This is a genomic window from Arthrobacter sp. Ha26 (assembly GCF_059091705.1).
In genome coordinates this window covers 211,898-228,558 of the sequence record NZ_JBNHGX010000001.1, presented here as the reverse complement: position 1 = coordinate 228,558, position 16,661 = coordinate 211,898, and the positions used below count along the sequence as shown (strand labels likewise).

16 protein-coding genes are annotated in these 16,661 nt (G+C 67.2%); 11 read left to right on the top strand and 5 right to left on the bottom strand.

The features are described 5' to 3' along the window. The first annotated feature begins 10 nt into the window (after positions 1–10). Both rimI and tsaD read left to right on the top strand, forming a co-directional pair. Positions 11–514 carry a ribosomal protein S18-alanine N-acetyltransferase gene (rimI, locus tag AC5RVY_RS01005; protein ID WP_493953675.1) on the top strand — a complete coding sequence of 168 codons (504 nt, stop codon included), beginning with the start codon at positions 11–13 and terminating at the stop codon, positions 512–514. Next, complete coding sequence (tsaD, locus tag AC5RVY_RS01000) at positions 511–1,599, top strand: tRNA (adenosine(37)-N6)-threonylcarbamoyltransferase complex transferase subunit TsaD (RefSeq protein ID WP_493952858.1); 1,089 nt, start codon at positions 511–513, stop codon at positions 1,597–1,599. The genes rimI and tsaD overlap by 4 nt, the downstream gene beginning before the upstream one ends. Before the next feature lie 98 nt (positions 1,600–1,697). Here the strand turns inward: tsaD and AC5RVY_RS00995 are convergent, their stop codons facing one another. Next, on the bottom strand, positions 1,698–2,849 hold the full coding sequence (locus tag AC5RVY_RS00995; RefSeq protein ID WP_493952857.1) for a glutamate--cysteine ligase: 1,152 nt from the start codon (positions 2,847–2,849) through the stop codon (positions 1,698–1,700). 386 nt (positions 2,850–3,235) lie between these two features. On the opposite strand from AC5RVY_RS00995, the gene AC5RVY_RS00990 reads away from it, so the two are divergent. Both AC5RVY_RS00990 and AC5RVY_RS00985 read left to right on the top strand, forming a co-directional pair. Then, a complete protein-coding gene (locus AC5RVY_RS00990; RefSeq protein WP_493952856.1) occupies positions 3,236–4,681 on the top strand; it encodes a glycoside hydrolase family 3 N-terminal domain-containing protein in 1,446 nt (481 codons plus the stop codon). Between the two features lie 51 nt (positions 4,682–4,732). Then, the gene (locus AC5RVY_RS00985; RefSeq protein WP_493952855.1) at positions 4,733–5,548 is read left to right on the top strand and encodes a shikimate 5-dehydrogenase; all 816 of its coding nucleotides are present in this window, start codon (positions 4,733–4,735) and stop codon (positions 5,546–5,548) included. A gap of 23 nt (positions 5,549–5,571) precedes the next feature. On the opposite strand, the gene AC5RVY_RS00980 is transcribed toward AC5RVY_RS00985, so the two are convergent. Continuing rightward, positions 5,572–6,801: a THUMP-like domain-containing protein gene (locus tag AC5RVY_RS00980; protein WP_493952854.1), complete on the bottom strand. Its 1,230-nt coding sequence runs from the start codon at positions 6,799–6,801 to the stop codon at positions 5,572–5,574. A gap of 53 nt (positions 6,802–6,854) precedes the next feature. Between AC5RVY_RS00980 and AC5RVY_RS00975 the strand changes: the two genes are divergently transcribed. Next, positions 6,855–7,226, top strand: coding sequence for a hypothetical protein (locus AC5RVY_RS00975; RefSeq protein ID WP_493952853.1), 372 nt, complete (start codon positions 6,855–6,857; stop codon positions 7,224–7,226). Here AC5RVY_RS00975 and AC5RVY_RS00970 read toward each other — a convergent pair. Continuing rightward, on the bottom strand, positions 7,157–8,080 hold the full coding sequence (locus AC5RVY_RS00970; protein ID WP_493952852.1) for a DMT family transporter: 924 nt from the start codon (positions 8,078–8,080) through the stop codon (positions 7,157–7,159). The genes AC5RVY_RS00975 and AC5RVY_RS00970 overlap by 70 nt on opposite strands. A 225-nt stretch (positions 8,081–8,305) precedes the next feature. Here AC5RVY_RS00970 and groES point away from each other — a divergent pair, with 225 nt between their 5' ends. Next, the gene (groES, locus tag AC5RVY_RS00965) at positions 8,306–8,602 is read left to right on the top strand and encodes a co-chaperone GroES (RefSeq protein ID WP_050054380.1); all 297 of its coding nucleotides are present in this window, start codon (positions 8,306–8,308) and stop codon (positions 8,600–8,602) included. Positions 8,603–8,680: 78 nt separating this feature from the next. Continuing rightward, a complete protein-coding gene (groL, locus tag AC5RVY_RS00960; protein WP_493952851.1) occupies positions 8,681–10,291 on the top strand; it encodes a chaperonin GroEL in 1,611 nt (536 codons plus the stop codon). Positions 10,292–10,624: 333 nt separating this feature from the next. Here the strand turns inward: groL and AC5RVY_RS00955 are convergent, their stop codons facing one another. Continuing rightward, entirely contained in the window at positions 10,625–11,224 is a 600-nt protein-coding gene (locus AC5RVY_RS00955) for a dihydrofolate reductase family protein (RefSeq protein ID WP_493952850.1), read from the bottom strand. Between the two features lie 5 nt (positions 11,225–11,229). Next, a complete protein-coding gene (locus AC5RVY_RS00950) occupies positions 11,230–11,826 on the bottom strand; it encodes a dihydrofolate reductase family protein (protein WP_493952849.1) in 597 nt (198 codons plus the stop codon). A 58-nt stretch (positions 11,827–11,884) separates the two neighbouring features. On the opposite strand from AC5RVY_RS00950, the gene AC5RVY_RS00945 reads away from it, so the two are divergent. The 4 genes from AC5RVY_RS00945 to AC5RVY_RS00930 all read left to right on the top strand — a co-directional run bounded on the left by AC5RVY_RS00945 (position 11,885) and on the right by AC5RVY_RS00930 (position 16,659). Continuing rightward, the gene (locus AC5RVY_RS00945) at positions 11,885–13,408 is read left to right on the top strand and encodes an ATP-dependent DNA ligase (protein ID WP_493952848.1); all 1,524 of its coding nucleotides are present in this window, start codon (positions 11,885–11,887) and stop codon (positions 13,406–13,408) included. A 69-nt stretch (positions 13,409–13,477) separates the two neighbouring features. After that, entirely contained in the window at positions 13,478–15,112 is a 1,635-nt protein-coding gene (locus tag AC5RVY_RS00940) for a LuxR C-terminal-related transcriptional regulator (protein WP_493952847.1), read from the top strand. 93 nt (positions 15,113–15,205) lie between these two features. Then, on the top strand, positions 15,206–15,553 hold the full coding sequence (locus AC5RVY_RS00935) for a hypothetical protein (RefSeq protein ID WP_493952846.1): 348 nt from the start codon (positions 15,206–15,208) through the stop codon (positions 15,551–15,553). Next, positions 15,550–16,659, top strand: coding sequence for a flavin-containing monooxygenase (locus tag AC5RVY_RS00930; RefSeq protein WP_493952845.1), 1,110 nt, complete (start codon positions 15,550–15,552; stop codon positions 16,657–16,659). The genes AC5RVY_RS00935 and AC5RVY_RS00930 overlap by 4 nt, the downstream gene beginning before the upstream one ends. Positions 16,660–16,661: the final 2 nt, after the last annotated feature.

The following is a 16,661-nucleotide window of genomic DNA, read 5'->3' as shown; positions in this document are numbered from 1 at the left end:
CATCCGGGAAATGACCCCCGACGACGTCATCGCCGTCAGCGTCCTCGAGCAGCGTCTCTTCCCGGTGGATGCCTGGCCGCTGCACATGTTCTACGACGAGCTGTCCCAGCCGGAAACCCGCTGGTACCTGGTAGCCGAGGGCAGCGAAGGCATCGTGGGCTACGCCGGGCTGATGTGCATCGAGCCCATCGCGGACGTGCAGACCATCGCCGTCGTGCCTGAACACGAAGGGCGCGGCATCGGCACCACGCTGTTGACCCGGCTTATCGAGGAGGCCCGGCGCAGGCACGCGGCGGACCTCCTGCTGGAAGTCCGCGCCGACAACCCCCGGGCCCAGCAGCTCTACCTCCGCTTCGGCTTCGAACAGATCCACGTCCGCCCCCGCTACTACCGGGACGGCGTGGATGCCCTGATCATGCGGCTCCAGCTCCCCGGCGCCGCCGGGCAGGCCGCGGGGCAGGAAACCAGCCAGGACAAGGGAGACGAGACATCAACGGAAGCAGGCCAGCCATGAACACCTCGCAGCCCTTGGTGCTCGGCATCGAATCGTCCTGCGACGAGACCGGCGTGGGCATTGTCCGGGGGACCACCCTCCTGACCAACACGGTGTCCTCATCGATGGATGAGCACGTCCGGTTCGGCGGAGTCATCCCCGAGATCGCCTCACGGGCACACCTGGATGCGTTCGTCCCCACCCTTGAACAGGCACTGTCCGAGGCCGGGGTGACCCTTGACGAGGTGGACGCCCTCGCCGTCACGTCAGGCCCGGGCCTGGCCGGCGCCCTCATGGTGGGAGTCTGCGCTGCGAAGGCCTTGGCAGTGGCCACCGGCAAGCCTCTGTACGCCATCAACCACCTCGTGGCGCACGTCGGCGTGGGCCTGCTCGCCGGCAAGGACGGGCAGGTGCCGGAGCTGCCCGCCAACCTCGGGGCCCTGCTGGTCTCCGGTGGCCACACCGAAATCCTGAAAATCAACAGCATCACCGACGACGTGGTCCTCCTCGGCTCAACCATCGACGACGCCGCCGGCGAAGCCTACGACAAGGTGGCCCGCATCCTCGGTCTCGGCTATCCGGGCGGCCCCGCGATCGACAAGATCGGCCGGACCGGCAACTCCAAGGCCATCCGCTTCCCGCGCGGCCTCAGCCAGCCCAAGTACATGGGCACCGCCGAAGAACCAGGCCCGCACCGCTACGACTGGTCCTTCAGCGGCCTGAAGACGGCGGTTGCCCGGTGCGTTGAGCAGTTCGAGGCGCGTGGCCAGGAGGTGCCGGTTGCCGATATTGCCGCCGCATTCCAGGAAGCCGTGGTGGACATCATCTCCTCCAAGGCCGTCCTGGCGTGCCGCGAGCACGGCATCAAGGATGTGCTGCTCGGCGGCGGCGTGGCGGCAAATTCGAGGCTCCGCGAACTGACCGGACAGCGCTGCGCCTCGGCCGGCATCAGGCTGCACGTGCCGCCGCTGGACCTCTGCACCGACAACGGAGCGATGGTGGCGGCACTGGGAGCCCAGCTGGTCATGGCAGGAGTGGCGCCGAGCGGAATCAGTTTCGCCCCCGACTCGTCCATGCCCGTGACAGCCGTGTCCCTTCCCGCTTAAACCCGGTTTGCCCTGTCAGTTATGGTTCCCAAGAGCCCCGTTTGGGGACCACAACTGACAGCGCAACGCAGGCGAAAATAGCGCAACGCAGGGGGAAATCAGGCGGTGGGGCCGTTCCGCATCTGCTTCACCAGGTCCAGGACCACGGCCTGGAGGTCCCCGCCGTGTTCCTCGGCCACCCGGCGCTGGCGCTGGTATCCGGCACCGCGGCGGATGATCTTTTCGACGTCGGCCAGCTCATCGGGGCAGCCCAGCTTGGCGGCCACCGGCTCAAGACGGTTCAGGGTTTCCAGCAGGTGTTCCGTGACCAGCTGCTCCTTGCCCGCCGCGTCCAGGATGATGATGGCGTCCATGCCGTAGCGGGCGGCCCGCCACTTGTTTTCCTGGATGTGCCAGGGCGGCATGGTGGGGATGGTTCCGCCGTTGTCCAGCGTGGTGGAAAACTCGTCCACCAGGCACTGCGTGAGGGCAGCGATGGCGCCGACTTCCTCGAGCGTGGCCAGGCCGTCGCAGATGCGCATCTCGATGGTGCCCAGGTTCGGCACGGGCCGGATGTCCCAGCGGATTTCGGACAAGGTATCGATAACTCCGGTGGTGAACATGTCCTGCACATAGGACTCGTATTCCTCCCAGGAGCGGAACTGGAAGGGCAGCCCGGCTGTGGGCAGCTGCTGGAACATCAGGGCCCGGTGCGAGGCGTAGCCGGTATCTTCGCCGCCCCAGAACGGGCTCGACGCCGAGAGTGCCTGGAAATGCGGGAAGTAGTTGACCAGCCCGTCCAGCACGGGAAGCGCCTTCTCCCGGCGGTCCAGCCCCACATGCACGTGCACGCCGTAAATCACCATCTGGCGGCCCCACCACTGGGTGCGGTCGATGAGTTTGGCGTAGCGGGCCTTGTCCGTGACCGGCTGCAGCTGGGGCGGGCTGAACGGATGGCTGCCCGCGCAGAACAGCTCAACACCCATGGGATCGGTGATTTCACGCACCGCCGCGAGGGACCGGTTGAGGTCCTCCTTGGCTTCGGCGGCGGTTTCGCAGATCCCGGTGACCAGTTCCACCGTGTTCAGCAGCAGTTCCTGCTTGATGTGGGGGTGTTCGTCGTCCTCGTTGAGTTCAGGGTGCCGGGAAGCCACTCCGCGGAGCACCTCGTTGGCCACGGAGGCGAGTTCACCCGTCCTGCCGTCCACCAGCGCAAGCTCCCATTCCACACCGAGGGTTGATTGCCTCGATGAAGCGAAGTCAATCTTCACGCGTTTCCTCACTGTCCGGGTTGCCGCTGGGCACGCCGCTGACAAGCTGCTGCTGGCGGGGCGCACGGGTGGTTCAAGTCTAGTGCAGGGGTAGCATCGTAATGATGGCCCTGTTCCAACACCTGCGTGACAGTTTTCACAAATCCTTCCCCGTTCTGGCCGCAGCCTCCGCTGCGGTTGCTCTCGCGTCCTGTACCGCCGGCCCGGCGCCTGTCCCTGCGGAGGCGCCTGCCACGCCCGCCGCACCTTCCGCTTCACCGCGTACGACGCCGGCGTCTGGCAGTGCATCGCCGTCACCTTCCGCGACGCCGGACCCGGGCTTGCGGCCGCTGGGATGGGGCCCCCGGCAACGCGACCAGGAAGCAGCTGCCGCAGCGGTGGCCGCGATGTCCCTCGAACAGAAGGCCGGGCAGGTCCTGCTTCCCTTCTTCACCGGCACGGACGCTGCCGCCCATGCCGCCGTCGTCGAACGCCTCCACCTCGCCGGGGCCATCATCATGGGGGACAACGTCCCGCTGGACCCGCAGGGAAAGGTGGACGTTGCCGCCATGACCGCCGCCACCCAGCGGCTTGCCCAGGCTGCCCGGGCGGATGGCAGGCCCTGGCCCGGGATGATCGGCGTGGACCAGGAAGGCGGTATGGTGGCGCGGCTGGGGGCACCGCTGACAGAATGGCCGGCTCCCATGAGCTACGGTGCCGCAGGCAGCGGTCCCCTGGCGAGGGAAGCCGGGCAGGGGCTGGCCGGCGAGCTGGTGCCGTTGGGCTTCAATACGGATTTCGCGCCCGATGCTGACGTCACGATCGGCCCGGCGGATCCGGCCATCGGGGCCCGCTCCATGTCCGGTGATCCTGGCGCTGTCGCAGGCCTCAGTGTGGCGTTCTCCCAAGGCATGCTGGCCACGGGCGTCCTGCCTGCCGTGAAGCATTTTCCCGGGCACGGATCCGTTACCGCTGATTCTCACCAGAACCTTCCTTCGCAGCCTGCCACCGTAGCGCAACTCCAGGCCCGGGACTGGAAGCCCTTCCAGGCCGCCATCGCGGCCAGCGCGCCCATGGTGATGATGGGCCACATAGCCGTGCCTGCGCTGGAACCCGGGGTACCGGCGTCGCTCTCCGCCCCCGCGTATACCGCTTTGCGGGGCCTCGGTTTCAACGGCGTGGCCGTGACGGACGCCCTCAACATGGGGGCGGTGAGCAAGCAGTACCCGGCGGGTTCCGCCGCGGTAAAAGCCCTGGCGGCGGGAAGTGACCTCCTCCTAATGCCCGCGGACGTCCAGCTGGCCCATGCCGCCATTGTCGATGCAGTGGCCTCAGGTACCCTCCAGGCCGCGCGGCTCGATGAAGCCGCGGTGCGGGTGGCAACCATGATGACTTGGCACGCCCGGACGGCAGCCGGGACGGGTACAGCGGCAGGCGCCCCGGCCGGGAGCGGCGCGGCGCTCGCCGCCAAGGTTTCGGCCGCCGCCGTGACAGTTGTTGCCGGTCCCTGCTCGGGGGCCCTGACACCCGGTGCCGTGCAGGTGACTGGCGGCAGCCCGGCGGACAGGGAACGGTTCGCCGCTGCTGCTTCCCGCGCCGGACTCGCGGTCGGTTCCGGGCCCGTGGTCAGCCTCATCGGGTACGGCGGCCGCCCCGCCGGAGGGGACATCGCCGTCGCCCTGGACGCGCCCTGGCCGCTGCAGGACAGCCCCGCTCCCGTCAAGCTGGCCCTCTACGGCCGCAGCCCGGCCGCTTTCGACGCCCTCGCTGCCGTCCTCGCCGGCACGGCCACCGCCCCCGGAAAGCTGCCCGCCGCCGTCGGAAGCTACCCGGCGGGCACCGGCTGCCCCTAGGCCCAACTAAACCTGGCTACCAAGTTGGGTAGGACCGCGTTTAATGGTCAGGTGCCCATTCTGAATAAAGACATGACCCTCTGCATCTCGCTCTCGGCCCGGCCCAGCAACAACGGGACCCGGTTCCACAACCACCTCTATGAGCAGCTGGACCTGAACTGGATCTACAAGGCGTTCGCTCCCACCAACCTCGAGCAGGCCATCGCCGGCGTCCGCGGGCTGGGCATCCGCGGGTGCGCCATCTCCATGCCGTATAAGGAGGACGTGATCTCCCTCGTTGACGAGATGGACCCTTCGGCCAAGGCGATCGACTCGGTGAACACCATCGTGAACACCCACGGGCACCTGGTGGCCTACAACACCGACTACACCGCGATCGAACAGCTCCTCGCGTCCAACGAGGTCCCCTCCAGCTACTCCGTGCTGGTGCACGGGGCCGGAGGGATGGCCAAAGCGACCGTCGCAGCGCTGCGGGACGCCGGGTTCACCGACGTCACCGTCCTGGCGAGGAACGAAACCACCGGCCGGGCGCTCGCGGAACAGTACGGCTTCCAGTGGCGTCCGGAGCTCGACGGCGGGACGGCGGACCTGATCATCAACGTGACACCGCTGGGCATGGCCGGCGCCGACGCAGACACCGTGGCCTTCCCGCAGGAAACCATCGACGCCGCCCGCGTGGTCTTCGACGTGGTGGCCCTGCCGGCCGAAACCCCGCTGATCAAGGCGGCACGGGCCGCCGGCAAGCCCGTGATCACCGGAGCGGAAGTGGCCACCATCCAGGCACTGGAACAGTTCGTGCTGTACACCGGTGTCCGGCCCAGCGCGGAGCAGGTGCGGGCGGCCGAGGAGTTCATGCGCGCCCAGTAGCGGCGGGCGCCCGAAGCAGCGGCTTAGACCGGCTCCACCACGATGGCCACCCGGTCCTCCCCGATGCGGGTCAGGACCAGGGTGGCCGTTTTGGTGCCGGCCCTTTTGCCGGCCGCCTTCCCGCCCGGGAGCAGTTGCCTGCGCAGTTCCTCGGGGGTGACGGCGGTGCCGCGCTTCTTGATGTCCAGCACACCAATGCCCTCCGCCTTCACCCAGGCTTTGAGCGCCTTGACGTTGTAGGGCATCACGTCCAGGACTTTGTAGGCCCGGGCAAAGGGTGTGTCCACGAGTTCCGGGGCGCAGATGTAGGCGATGTGTTCGTCCACCAGGTGCCCGCCCAGTCGAAGGGCGACGTCGGCCACCAACCCTGCGCGGATCACCGCGCCGTCAGGTTCGTACAGGTAGCCTTCTACCGGACCCAGCGGGGCGGCCGGACCGGCGCCGAAGTCCTCGCCGCTGGTCAGCTCTGCGGCGCCCGCGACGCCCAGGACCAGGGCAGCCCTGCGGATTCCGGGCCTGCGCACGGCGTTGAACCACAGTGCCACTTCGGTCACGTCCCCGGCCACGGAAACCCATTGCGCTTCGCACTCGGCGGGTACCGAGTCATGCGGCATGCCCGGCCCCATCTTGACCCCGACCGCTTTGCCGGACGCCGCCAGCGACTCGGCAAAAGACAGCGGCGGCGAAAAGGCCTCGGGGTCCCAGATGCGTTTGGTGCCGGACGTGGAGGTGACCCGGCGGGCCGGATCCAGCCACACGCCGTCGATCCCGTCCAGCGGAACGGACATGGCGTCCGCGTGGACCACCGTGGCATTGGAAAAGGGGATCAGGTTCACCGTGGCGCAGGCCGCCGTCGTCTCATCCATCTCTACAGCGGTGACGTTAATGTCCAGCGATGCCAGCGCCAGGGAGTCGGCAGCGAGGCCGCATCCGAGGTCCGCCACGTGGCTGATGCCTGCTTCGGCAAACCGCTGGGCGTGCCGTGCCGCAACGTTGAGCCGCGTGGCCTGCTCCAGCCCGGCCTGGGTGAACAGCATCCGGCGGGCAAATTCGCCGAACTTCGCTTCGGCCTTGGTGCGGAGCCTGGACTGGGTCAGGACGGCGGACACCAATTCGGGGGAGTGCCCGGCCTTCCGCAGCGCGGAGTTGAGCTCGAAGGACGTGTCCTCCCGGTAGGGTCCCAGGGATGCCAGCAAGTCCCAGCCTTCGGGAGTGAGCAACGGCGCGATCTGGTCCTGGGGAGCGTGAGGCATGGGTTCCAGCCTAGTGGAGGAGGTCCCGGCGGGATGCCGATAGTGTTGAAACCATGGAAGAGAGCGCAGGCCCCCGGCAGTCCGATGAACCAGCCAAGGACAAGGGGCTCGCCAGATTTGCCCGCACTGCGCTGATTACCAGTGCCTTGGTGGCGGTCGTGTGCATCGGGCTCCTGGTGGTGATCTTCTTCCTGGATACGTTCAACGCCACCGTCTACTCGGTGGGCGGCAATGATATCTCCGGTGATACGCAGGAAGCGCGGGACATCCGCGGACTGTACGACGGCGCCCGCGCCGGAAGCATCGCCGTGCTGGTGGCCGCACTGCTGGCTGCGGCCGCCGCAGGGGCGCTCCTTTACCGGGCGCGGAATTCCGCCGGGGGCGATGGCGGAGAGGACGTTGACTTCGACGACCTCGGGCGCTGAGGCCGGCCGGCGCTGGTCAGCAGGACCCCGGAAATCACCAACAGGCCGCCCGCAACCTGCGGAAAGGTGATGGGCTGGCCCAAGGCGATGGTAATAAGGGCGGTGAAGACGGCGATGAGGTTCAGGTAGTTGCCCGCGTTCGCTGCCGTGGTCCGCTTCAGGGCCAGGTTCCACAACAGGTAGGAACACAGCGACGGAAACAGGGCAATGTAGGCAAGGGACCAGCCCTCGGCGGCCGTTCCGGGCAGGCCCGCGCCGGTGGCGAGGGCCACAGGGCTGAGGACGACGGCGGCCATCGCCACCTGGACAGCGGTGGACGTGATGGCGGGGATGTCCACTCTTCGCGCAAGGATCGTGTACAGGCCCCACACCGTGATGGCCGCGAGGATCAGCAGTTCGCCGGTGTTGATGGAGAATGTCAGCAGCCGGTGGATGTCCCCGCCCGTGAGGACCAGCAGGACGCCCGCCAGGCCAAGGCCGATCCCCAGCCAGCCCAGCGGCCGGGGCCTGTCGCCGAGAAGGACCACGGCCAGTACCACGATCAGCGCAGGGTTGGCGGCCGTCACCAGCGAGGCATTCAAGGCTGAGGTGTGGCCCAACGCGCTGTAAAGCAGCAGTGTGTAGGCGCTCATGCCCAAGGAGCTCAGGAGCAGCAGGACGGGCCAGCGGCGCAGGACGTTCCGCCAGTCCGGGCGTTCCACCGTATGGGCGATGACCAGGAGCGGCACCGCTGCCAGGGTCCACCGCCAGTACGTCAGCTGCAGCGGCTGCATGGTCTGCATGGCGGCTTGGCCGACGACGAAATTTCCGGCCCAGAAGAGGGTGGCAAGGATCAGGTATACAGCGGCGCGCACCGGTCAAATGTACACAGGAAGAGTTCGCGCATGACGAAACTCTGGCACTCGCCTTGACCGAGTGCTAACCCTTACATAGAGTCTTCATTAGCACTCTCCCTAGGAGGGTGCTAACACATGAAGAGCTGCCAGCCAGGCTGCTGCCGGCACCGCGACGACGGTTTGCCAGCCAGGGCGGGAAAGCTTTCCAGTCCACGAATTTGCTGACGAAAAGGAGAGGTCCGAGTGTCGGTCTCTATTAAGCCTCTTGAGGATCGTATTGTTGTCCGCCCGCTCGAAGCCGAGCAAACCACGGCTTCCGGCCTGGTCATCCCGGACTCCGCGCAGGAGAAGCCCCAGGAAGGCGAAGTTGTTGCAGTAGGCCCCGGCCGCTTTGACGACAACGGCAACCGCGTCCCGCTGGACGTTGCCGAGGGCGACGTCGTTATCTACTCCAAGTACGGCGGAACCGAAGTCAAGCACAGCGGCACCGAATACCTCGTGCTGTCCGCCCGCGACGTCCTGGCGATCGTCGTAAAGTAACTCTCTCGGATCCCCGTGCCGCTGGTCATGCCTTCTGCTGGTCAGCTGCGCGGGGTTCTGTCTTGAAAGGACTGAACCATGGCAAAGCAGCTTGCGTTTAACGACGCTGCCCGCCGGTCTCTTGAAGCCGGCATTGATAAGCTCGCCAACACCGTCAAGGTGACGCTGGGCCCGCGCGGCCGCAACGTCGTCCTGGACAAGAAGTGGGGCGCGCCCACCATCACGAACGACGGCGTCACCATTGCCCGCGAAGTCGAACTGGATGACCCCTACGAGAACCTTGGCGCACAGCTGGCCAAGGAAGTTGCCACCAAGACCAACGATGTTGCCGGCGACGGCACCACCACCGCAACGGTCCTGGCCCAGGCCCTGGTCAAGGAAGGCCTGCGCAACGTAGCGGCAGGCGCCGCTCCCGGCCAGATCAAGCGCGGCATCGAGGTTTCCGTGGAAGCCGTTGCCGCCCGCCTGCTGGAGAACGCCCGCCCCGTCGAAGGCACCCAGGTGGCCAGCGTTGCAGCCATCTCCGCCCAGAGCGACGAAGTTGGCGAGCTCCTGGCCGAGGCCTTCGGCAAGGTTGGCAAGGATGGTGTGATCACCATCGAGGAATCCTCCACCACCCAGACCGAACTGGTCCTCACCGAGGGCATGCAGTTCGATAAGGGCTACCTGTCCCCGTACTTCATCACGGATGCGGACCGCCAGGAAGCCGTCCTCGAGGACGCCCTCATCCTGATCAACCAGGGCAAGATCTCCTCGCTGCAGGAATTCCTGCCGCTGCTGGAGAAGGCCCTTCAGGCCGGCAAGCCGCTGTTCATCATTGCTGAAGACGTTGACGGCGAGGCCCTGTCCACGCTGATCGTCAACCGCATCCGCGGCACCCTGAACGTGGTTGCCGTCAAGGCACCGGGCTTCGGCGACCGCCGCAAGGCCATGCTGCAGGACATCGCCACCCTCACCGGTGCGCAGGTTGTGTCCCCGGAGCTGGGCCTGAGCCTGGACACCGTTGGCCTCGAGGTGCTGGGTACCGCCCGCCGCATCACGGTCACCAAGGACAACACCACCATCGTTGACGGGGCCGGTTCGACTGAGGACGTGGCAGCCCGTGTGGCACAGCTGCGCGCCGAGTTGACCCGCACCGACTCCGACTGGGACAAGGAAAAGCTCCAGGAGCGCCTGGCCAAGCTGGCCGGCGGCATCGGCGTGATCAAGGTTGGCGCAGCCACCGAGGTTGAGCTGAAGGAAAAGAAGCACCGCATCGAGGACGCCGTTTCCTCCACCCGCGCTGCCCTCGAAGAAGGCATCGTGGCCGGTGGCGGCTCTGCCCTGATCCACGCCCTCAAGGCACTGGATGAGGACCCTGCCGTCAAGGCACTCGAAGGCGACGCCGCCGCTGCCGTGGGCATCGTCCGCCGCGCGCTGGTCCAGCCGCTGCGCTGGATCGCCCAGAACGCCGGCTTTGATGGCTACGTCATCACCGCCAAGGTCGCCGACCTCGACACCAACAACGGCTTCAACGCCAAGTCGGGCGAGTACGAGGACCTGATCGCCGCCGGCGTGATCGACCCCGTCAAGGTCACCCGCGCAGCCCTCCGCAACGCAGCCTCCATCGCTGCCCTGGTTCTCACCACCGAGACCCTTGTCGCGGAGAAGCCTGCCGAGGAAGACGAGCACGCAGGCCACAGCCACTGACCTTCGCGTCCGCGGCAGGAAACTGCAAACAAAAAACCGGTCCAGCACCTGCTGGGCCGGTTTTTTGTGCCTTCGGCCCACATGTGGGACCCTCCATCATGTTCTGCAGTAAATCGGGTAACGCCCCATCACCTGTGGGATGAACCGAAGGTGCCGAAGCCATAGTGCCGGCGAAAGCACCGCCGTCTGCCTTCCCAGTAAGTGATGGAGTGATGAGTCAAAAGCCGCAGGAGCTGATGGCGCGTCGGATGGAAGGCTGCAAAAGCTGATGGGGCGTTGGATGGAAGGCTGCAAAAGCTGATGGCGCGTTGTGCGCCACTCCCGGGCAGGTCCCTACTTTTTCACGGCGTAATGCACGTGCGTGGCGAATGTGGAGCTGACGGTCTTAATGATTTCGAGGTCCACGTCCTGCTCGAAGCCGTTGAACAGGCGCTTGCCGGCGCCCAGAATCACCGGTGCCGTGGAGAGCACCAGTTCGTCCACTCGCCTGGCAGCCAGCGCCTGCCGGATCACGTCCGCGCCGCCACCGATCCACACGTCTTTGCCTCCGGCCCCCGCAATGGCCAGTGCAAGGGCATCCTCAAGCCCGGACACAAAGGTGAACCCGGAATCGGCGGGGGGCTGGTCCTGCACACGGTGGGTGAGCACCATCAGCGGGCCGGGGAACGGGTTGGTCCCGCCCCACGCTCCGGCAGCGTCATACATCCCGCGGCCCACAATGCCGGCACCCAACCCGGCAACGAGGTCCTCGTAAAAGTCCTTGTCGGGGCCGTGCATCGCGAAGGCGTGTCCGCCGCCGTAGGTCCAGGGGCCGCCCATGACCCAGTAGTGCAGCCGTTCGCCGCCGTTGCCCAGGCCGTACCCCGGCCCGTCGTCGGGGCCGGTAATGAAGCCGTCCACTGAGGTGGTGATCGCCGCGATGACCTTGGCCAAGACGGTCAGCCCATCTCCCGTGTTTCGACGCCGCCCGCGCGCTCGTACACCAGCGATACCGCTCCTTTCGGGAAGCTGCGTGCCGGCTCGGCGAGGCGGAAGGAGGCGGGGATGGTCCCGGCGTCGAACACGCGTTTGCCCTGCCCCAGGGTCACCGGATAGAGCCAGAGGTGGAGCCGGTCCAGCACGTTGGCTGCGAGCAGTGAACGGATGAGGACGCCGCTGCCGAACATATGCACCTGGTCATACTTTTCGCGGAGTTTGCCTGCTGCCGTGGCATCCGGCAGGACAGTGGTACCGGCCCAGCCAGGAGAGGCGAGGCTGTGGGACACAACGAACTTGGGCACCCGGTTGAGAGTGCCGCCGATTTCGTCAGACTGGTGGGGCCAGTACGATGCGAAGATGTCATAGGTCCTCCGGCCGAGGAGCAGGGCATCAATCTTGGCGATCTCCTCGCCAATGGCCGCGCCGGCCTCGTCATCGGACACGGGCGCCTGCCAGCCACCGAAGGCGAAGTTGCCCTCCGTGTCCTCCTCGCGGCCGCCGGGCGCCTGGTACACGCCGTCAAGGGTAAGGAACAGGTTCGCGACGATGATTCCCACGCGTCAAGTCTGGGGCAGCGTTCACGCCCTGTCCAGAGCCGCGTGGCAGACTGAACCCATGCTGCTCGACGAGCTTGTGAAGACCTCGGATGCCGTCGCGTCCACCCGTTCCCGGCTCGCCAAGGTGGAAGCACTGGCGGACCTGCTGCGCCGGCTGGAGCCCGCGGAGATTGCGACGACGGTGGGCTTGTTGATGGCCAAACCGCGCCAGGGCCGCGTAGGAATCGGGTGGCGCGGCATGTCGGCAGCCATGGGGGAGCCAGCAGCCGAGCCCGCCCTTACCGTGGCCGACCTTGACGCCGCGCTGGACCGGCTGCTGGCCACTGCCGGTGCCGGCTCCGCAGCGGAGCGCGCCGCAACCCTGCGGACGCTGACCGCGGCAGCCACCGAACGCGAGCAGGCATTCATCGCCGGCGTGCTGCTGGGAGAACTTCGGACCGGGGCGCTGGAAGGAGTATTGACAGATGCGGTGGCGCGCGCCGCCGGGCGGCCCGGCGACGCCGTACGCCGCGCGGCCATGCTGTCGGGGGATCTGGGCGAAACCGCCTTGCTGGCGATGACGGGGACGGCGGCCCAGTTGGACGCCGTCGGCCTCGTCGTCGGCCGTCCCGTACAGCCCATGCTCGCCTCCACCGCGGCCAGCGTCAGCGCCGCGCTGGAGGTTACGGGGGAAGCCTCGGTCGAATACAAGCTCGACGGCGCGCGCATCCAGGTGCACCGTGTGGGGGACGAGGTGCGCATCTATACGCGCACCCTTGCCGAGGTGACCCACCGGCTGCCGGAGGTGGTGGAAGTGGTGCGCGGACTGCCGGTGCGTGACGTGATCCTCGACGGCGAGACCCTCGCCCTGGATGAGGATGGCGGGCCCCGGCCATTCCAGGAGACCATGTCCCGTTTTGGGGCGGATGCAGCGCGCACCACCCTCCTGCATCCCTGGTTCTTTGACGTCCTGCACATCGACGGGCGCGACCTGCTGGACGAGCCGCTCTCCACACGCGTCGGCGTGCTCGAACGCGTCGCTCCCGGCCATCGCATTCCGGGCGAGATCACGGCTGACGCTGCTGTTGCCGAACGTGTGTCCCGCGATGCGCTCGCAGCCGGCCATGAAGGTGTGATGGTGAAGGCAGTGGGATCTGCCTACGCGGCCGGCCGGCGCGGTTCCAACTGGATCAAGGTGAAGCCGGTGCTTACCTACGACCTGGTGGTGCTTGCTTGTGAATGGGGGTCCGGACGGCGCACCGGGCTGCTCTCCAACCTGCACCTCGGCGCCCTGGACCCCGCCGGCGAGTTCGGCCCGCCGGGCGGTTACGTGATGGTGGGCAAGACCTTCAAGGGCCTCACGGACGCATTGCTGGAATGGCAGACCGCGCGGTTCCAGGAACTTGAGGTGCGCCGCACGGCGGGCACGGTCTGGGTTGAGCCCGTCACGGTGGTGGAGATAGCAATCGACGGCGTGCAGCAGTCCCCGCGTTATCCAGGGGGAATCGCCCTCCGCTTCGCGCGCGTCAAGCGCTACCGGGACGATAAGACCGCCGCGGAGGCCGACACCATCCAGACGCTGCGGGGACTGCTCCGCCCGTAGCCGGATGGCTGCTTGTCCCAGGTGTCCGGCAAGCGTACGGTGGCGCTAAGTACTCCGAAAGGAGGCAAAGTGACAGCCGAGACGGGCCTGGACGAGGGCCGGTCAGCTTTCCATGAGCACCGCTGGACCGATGCCTTCCAAAGCTTCCGGGATGCGGACCGGCGCGGAGGACTTCCGGCGGGGGACCTTGAACGCCTCGCAACGGCGGAAATCCTGACCGGAAACGCGGCCGCCGGCCTGGACTCCCTCACCCGCGCCCACGAAGAATACCTGGTGATCGGCGATATCCCCGGCGCTGCCCGGTGCGCTGCCTGGATGGCCATGCACCTGACTCATCTCGGCGAGGGTGCGCGCGCCGGAGGGTGGCTGGCGCGGGGCCAGAGGCTGGCAGCTGAACTTGCGGAACCTGACCCGGTGCAGGGTTTCCTGCTCATCCCGGAGTGCCTGGGAAAGCTGTACGGCGGCGATCCGGAGGGAGCCCTCCGGCTGTTTTCCCAGGCTGCCGACATCGGCCAGCGGTTCCAGGACAGGGACCTGTCCGCTCTCGCCCTGCTCGGTACGGGCCAGGCCACCTTGGCCCTTGGCCGCGCAGAAGAGGGGCTGCGGCTATTCGACGAGGTGATGGTGGCGGTCACGGCGGGGGAACTGTCCCCGGTCCCCTCGGGGATCGCCTACTGTGCCGTGATTGGAAACTGCCATGTTGCCTTCGACCTGGAGCGGGCCCTGCAATGGACGGCCACCCTTGACCGCTGGTGCCGCGACCGCCCGGATATGGTTGCCTTCAGCGGCCAATGCCAGGCTCACCGGGCCGAGCTCTTCCGGCTGCACGGAGCCTGGGAAGAAGCGCTTGAGGCAGCGGCGGCGGCCCAGGAACGGTCAGGCCAGGGCGACCCGCAGGCCCGGTACGGGGGCCATTACCAGCAGGGTGAAGTGCTGCGGCTCACGGGGAAACTCGATGCGGCGGAAGCTTCGTTTATGCAGGCAGCGCGCAGCGGCTATGAACCACAGCCCGGACTCGCCTTGGCTTCCCTTGCGCGCGGTGATGCGAAGCAGGCCCAGACAATGATCCGCAGGTCCGCGGGGCTGGCCGACATTGCCACCCGCCGGCATCTGCTGCCCGCATTGGTGGACATTGAGCTGGCAGTACCTGACCTGCCCGCGGCCCGGCAGGGGGCCGACGAACTGGCCGGCTTCGCCCTTGAGTGCCCCCGGCCCATGATCCGGGCCCTCGCCAACCAGGCGGACGGCGCCGTACGGCTGGATGAACACGATCCCGGTGGTGCAGCACAGTCCCTGCGTCAGGCCTGGCATCTCTGGCTTGGGCTCGGTGTGCCCTATGAGGCTGCGCGCTGCCGGGTCCTGATCGGACGGGCCTGCCGCGACCTCGGGGACGAAACGTCAGCCAGGATGGAGTTTGAAGCCGCGCACGCGGAGTTCCTGGAGCTGGGAGCTGCCCCGGCCGCCACATGGGCGGCAGCACTCATGCGGAAGGACGACGCCGGAGCTGCAGGGCCGCTGACGCCCCGGGAAGCGGAGGTGCTTCGGCTCGTGGCGTCCGGGCAGGGGAACCGTGCCATTGCCGCTGTACTGTTCCTGAGCGAGAAAACCGTTGCCAGGCACATCAGCAACATCTTCCTGAAACTGGACCTTTCCTCCAGGGCTGCGGCCACCAGGTATGCCTTCGAGCACGGGCTCGCAGGCTGAGAGGGCCTGCACAAAATTACCCATCCAGAGCTGGGGAAAGGTTGCATGGTTTGGCCGACGCGCGGCACACTGTCCCGCTCGTAGCCTCAAAGCATGAACCTTCCAGTCCTCGCCGGCACGCTTTCCACGGTGCTGTTCGCCGCGGGAATGCTGCCAATGCTGGTGAAAGCCGCACGTACGCGGGACCTTGCTTCCTACAGCCTGGGGAACCTGGTCCTGAGCAATGTGGCCAACGCCGTGCACTGCATCTACGTCTTCAACCTTCCGGCAGGACCCATCTGGGCCCTCCACATCGCCTACCTCGCAGCGTCCGCGCTGATGCTGGCCTGGTGGCTTCGGTACGGGAAAGCGGACAACACCGTCAGGGCATTACAGGCAGCGGGACAGCACGAAGGCTCAGCCGCAGGCACCCTTCCCAGTGAAACAGGAGCAAAGCCATGAACAACAGCAACGTGACCGGCATGCTGGACACCATCATCATCGGCGGCGGCCAGGCAGGCCTCACCCTGGCCCGTCACCTGAAGGAGCAACAACGGAATTTCCTCATCCTGGACGCGAACCGCCGCACCGGCGACGCATGGCGGCAGCGCTGGGACTCCCTCCGGCTGTTCACCCCCGCAAAATATGACGGACTGCCGGGCGAGCCGTTCCCTGCGGACCCCCTGTCCTTCCCCACCAAGGATGAGGTGGCCGGGTACCTGGAAGGCTACGCCGAACGGAACGCCCTGCCCGTACTCCACGGCATCCGGGTGGAACGTCTGTGGCGGGAAGGAGACCACTTCGTCGCAGCCTCCCGTGACGGCCGGCGCTGGGAGGCGCGCAACGCCGTCGTCGCCACCGGAGTCAGCCAGGCCCCCAACGTTCCCGCCTTCGCGGGGGAGCTGGCACCTGCCACGGTCCAGCTCCACTCCGCCGCCTACCGGAACCCCGGCCAGCTCCAGGACGGCCCAGTCCTGGTGGTGGGGTTGGGAAACTCGGGCGCGGAGATTGCCCTCGAAGTGAGCCGGACACATCCCACCACAGTTGCCGGCCAGCCCGGAGGTGAACTGCCGGTCAAGCACGGCAGGGCCGCCGCGCGCTTCGCCCTGCCCGTGATCCGCTTCCTCGGCCTGCATGTCCTCAACCTCGACACGCCGCTGGGACGCAAAGCAGCACCTGCTTTCAAGGAACACGCCGCGCCCCTGATCAGGACCAAGACCAAGGACCTGGCCGCGGCCGGCGTCCGGCTGGTGCCACGGGTCGCCGGCGTGGAAGACGGCAAGCCCGTCCTTGCGGACGGCACCCGGCTGGACACCGCCAACGTCATCTGGTGCACCGGGTTCCGGAACGACTTCAGCTGGATCGATCCGGAGCTGCTCGACGGCGGCGCGCTGCCGCCGCAGCACCGCGGAGTGGCCCTCAACGTGCCGGGATTGTTCTTCCTGGGACAGGAATTCCTGTACGCCGCGGCATCTGCAACGCTTCCGGGAGCAGGCCGCGACGCGCGGTACCTGGCAGGAAAAATACCCCCTTTGGGTAGAATCGATGTTTTGCCTGTGCACCAGTGAGG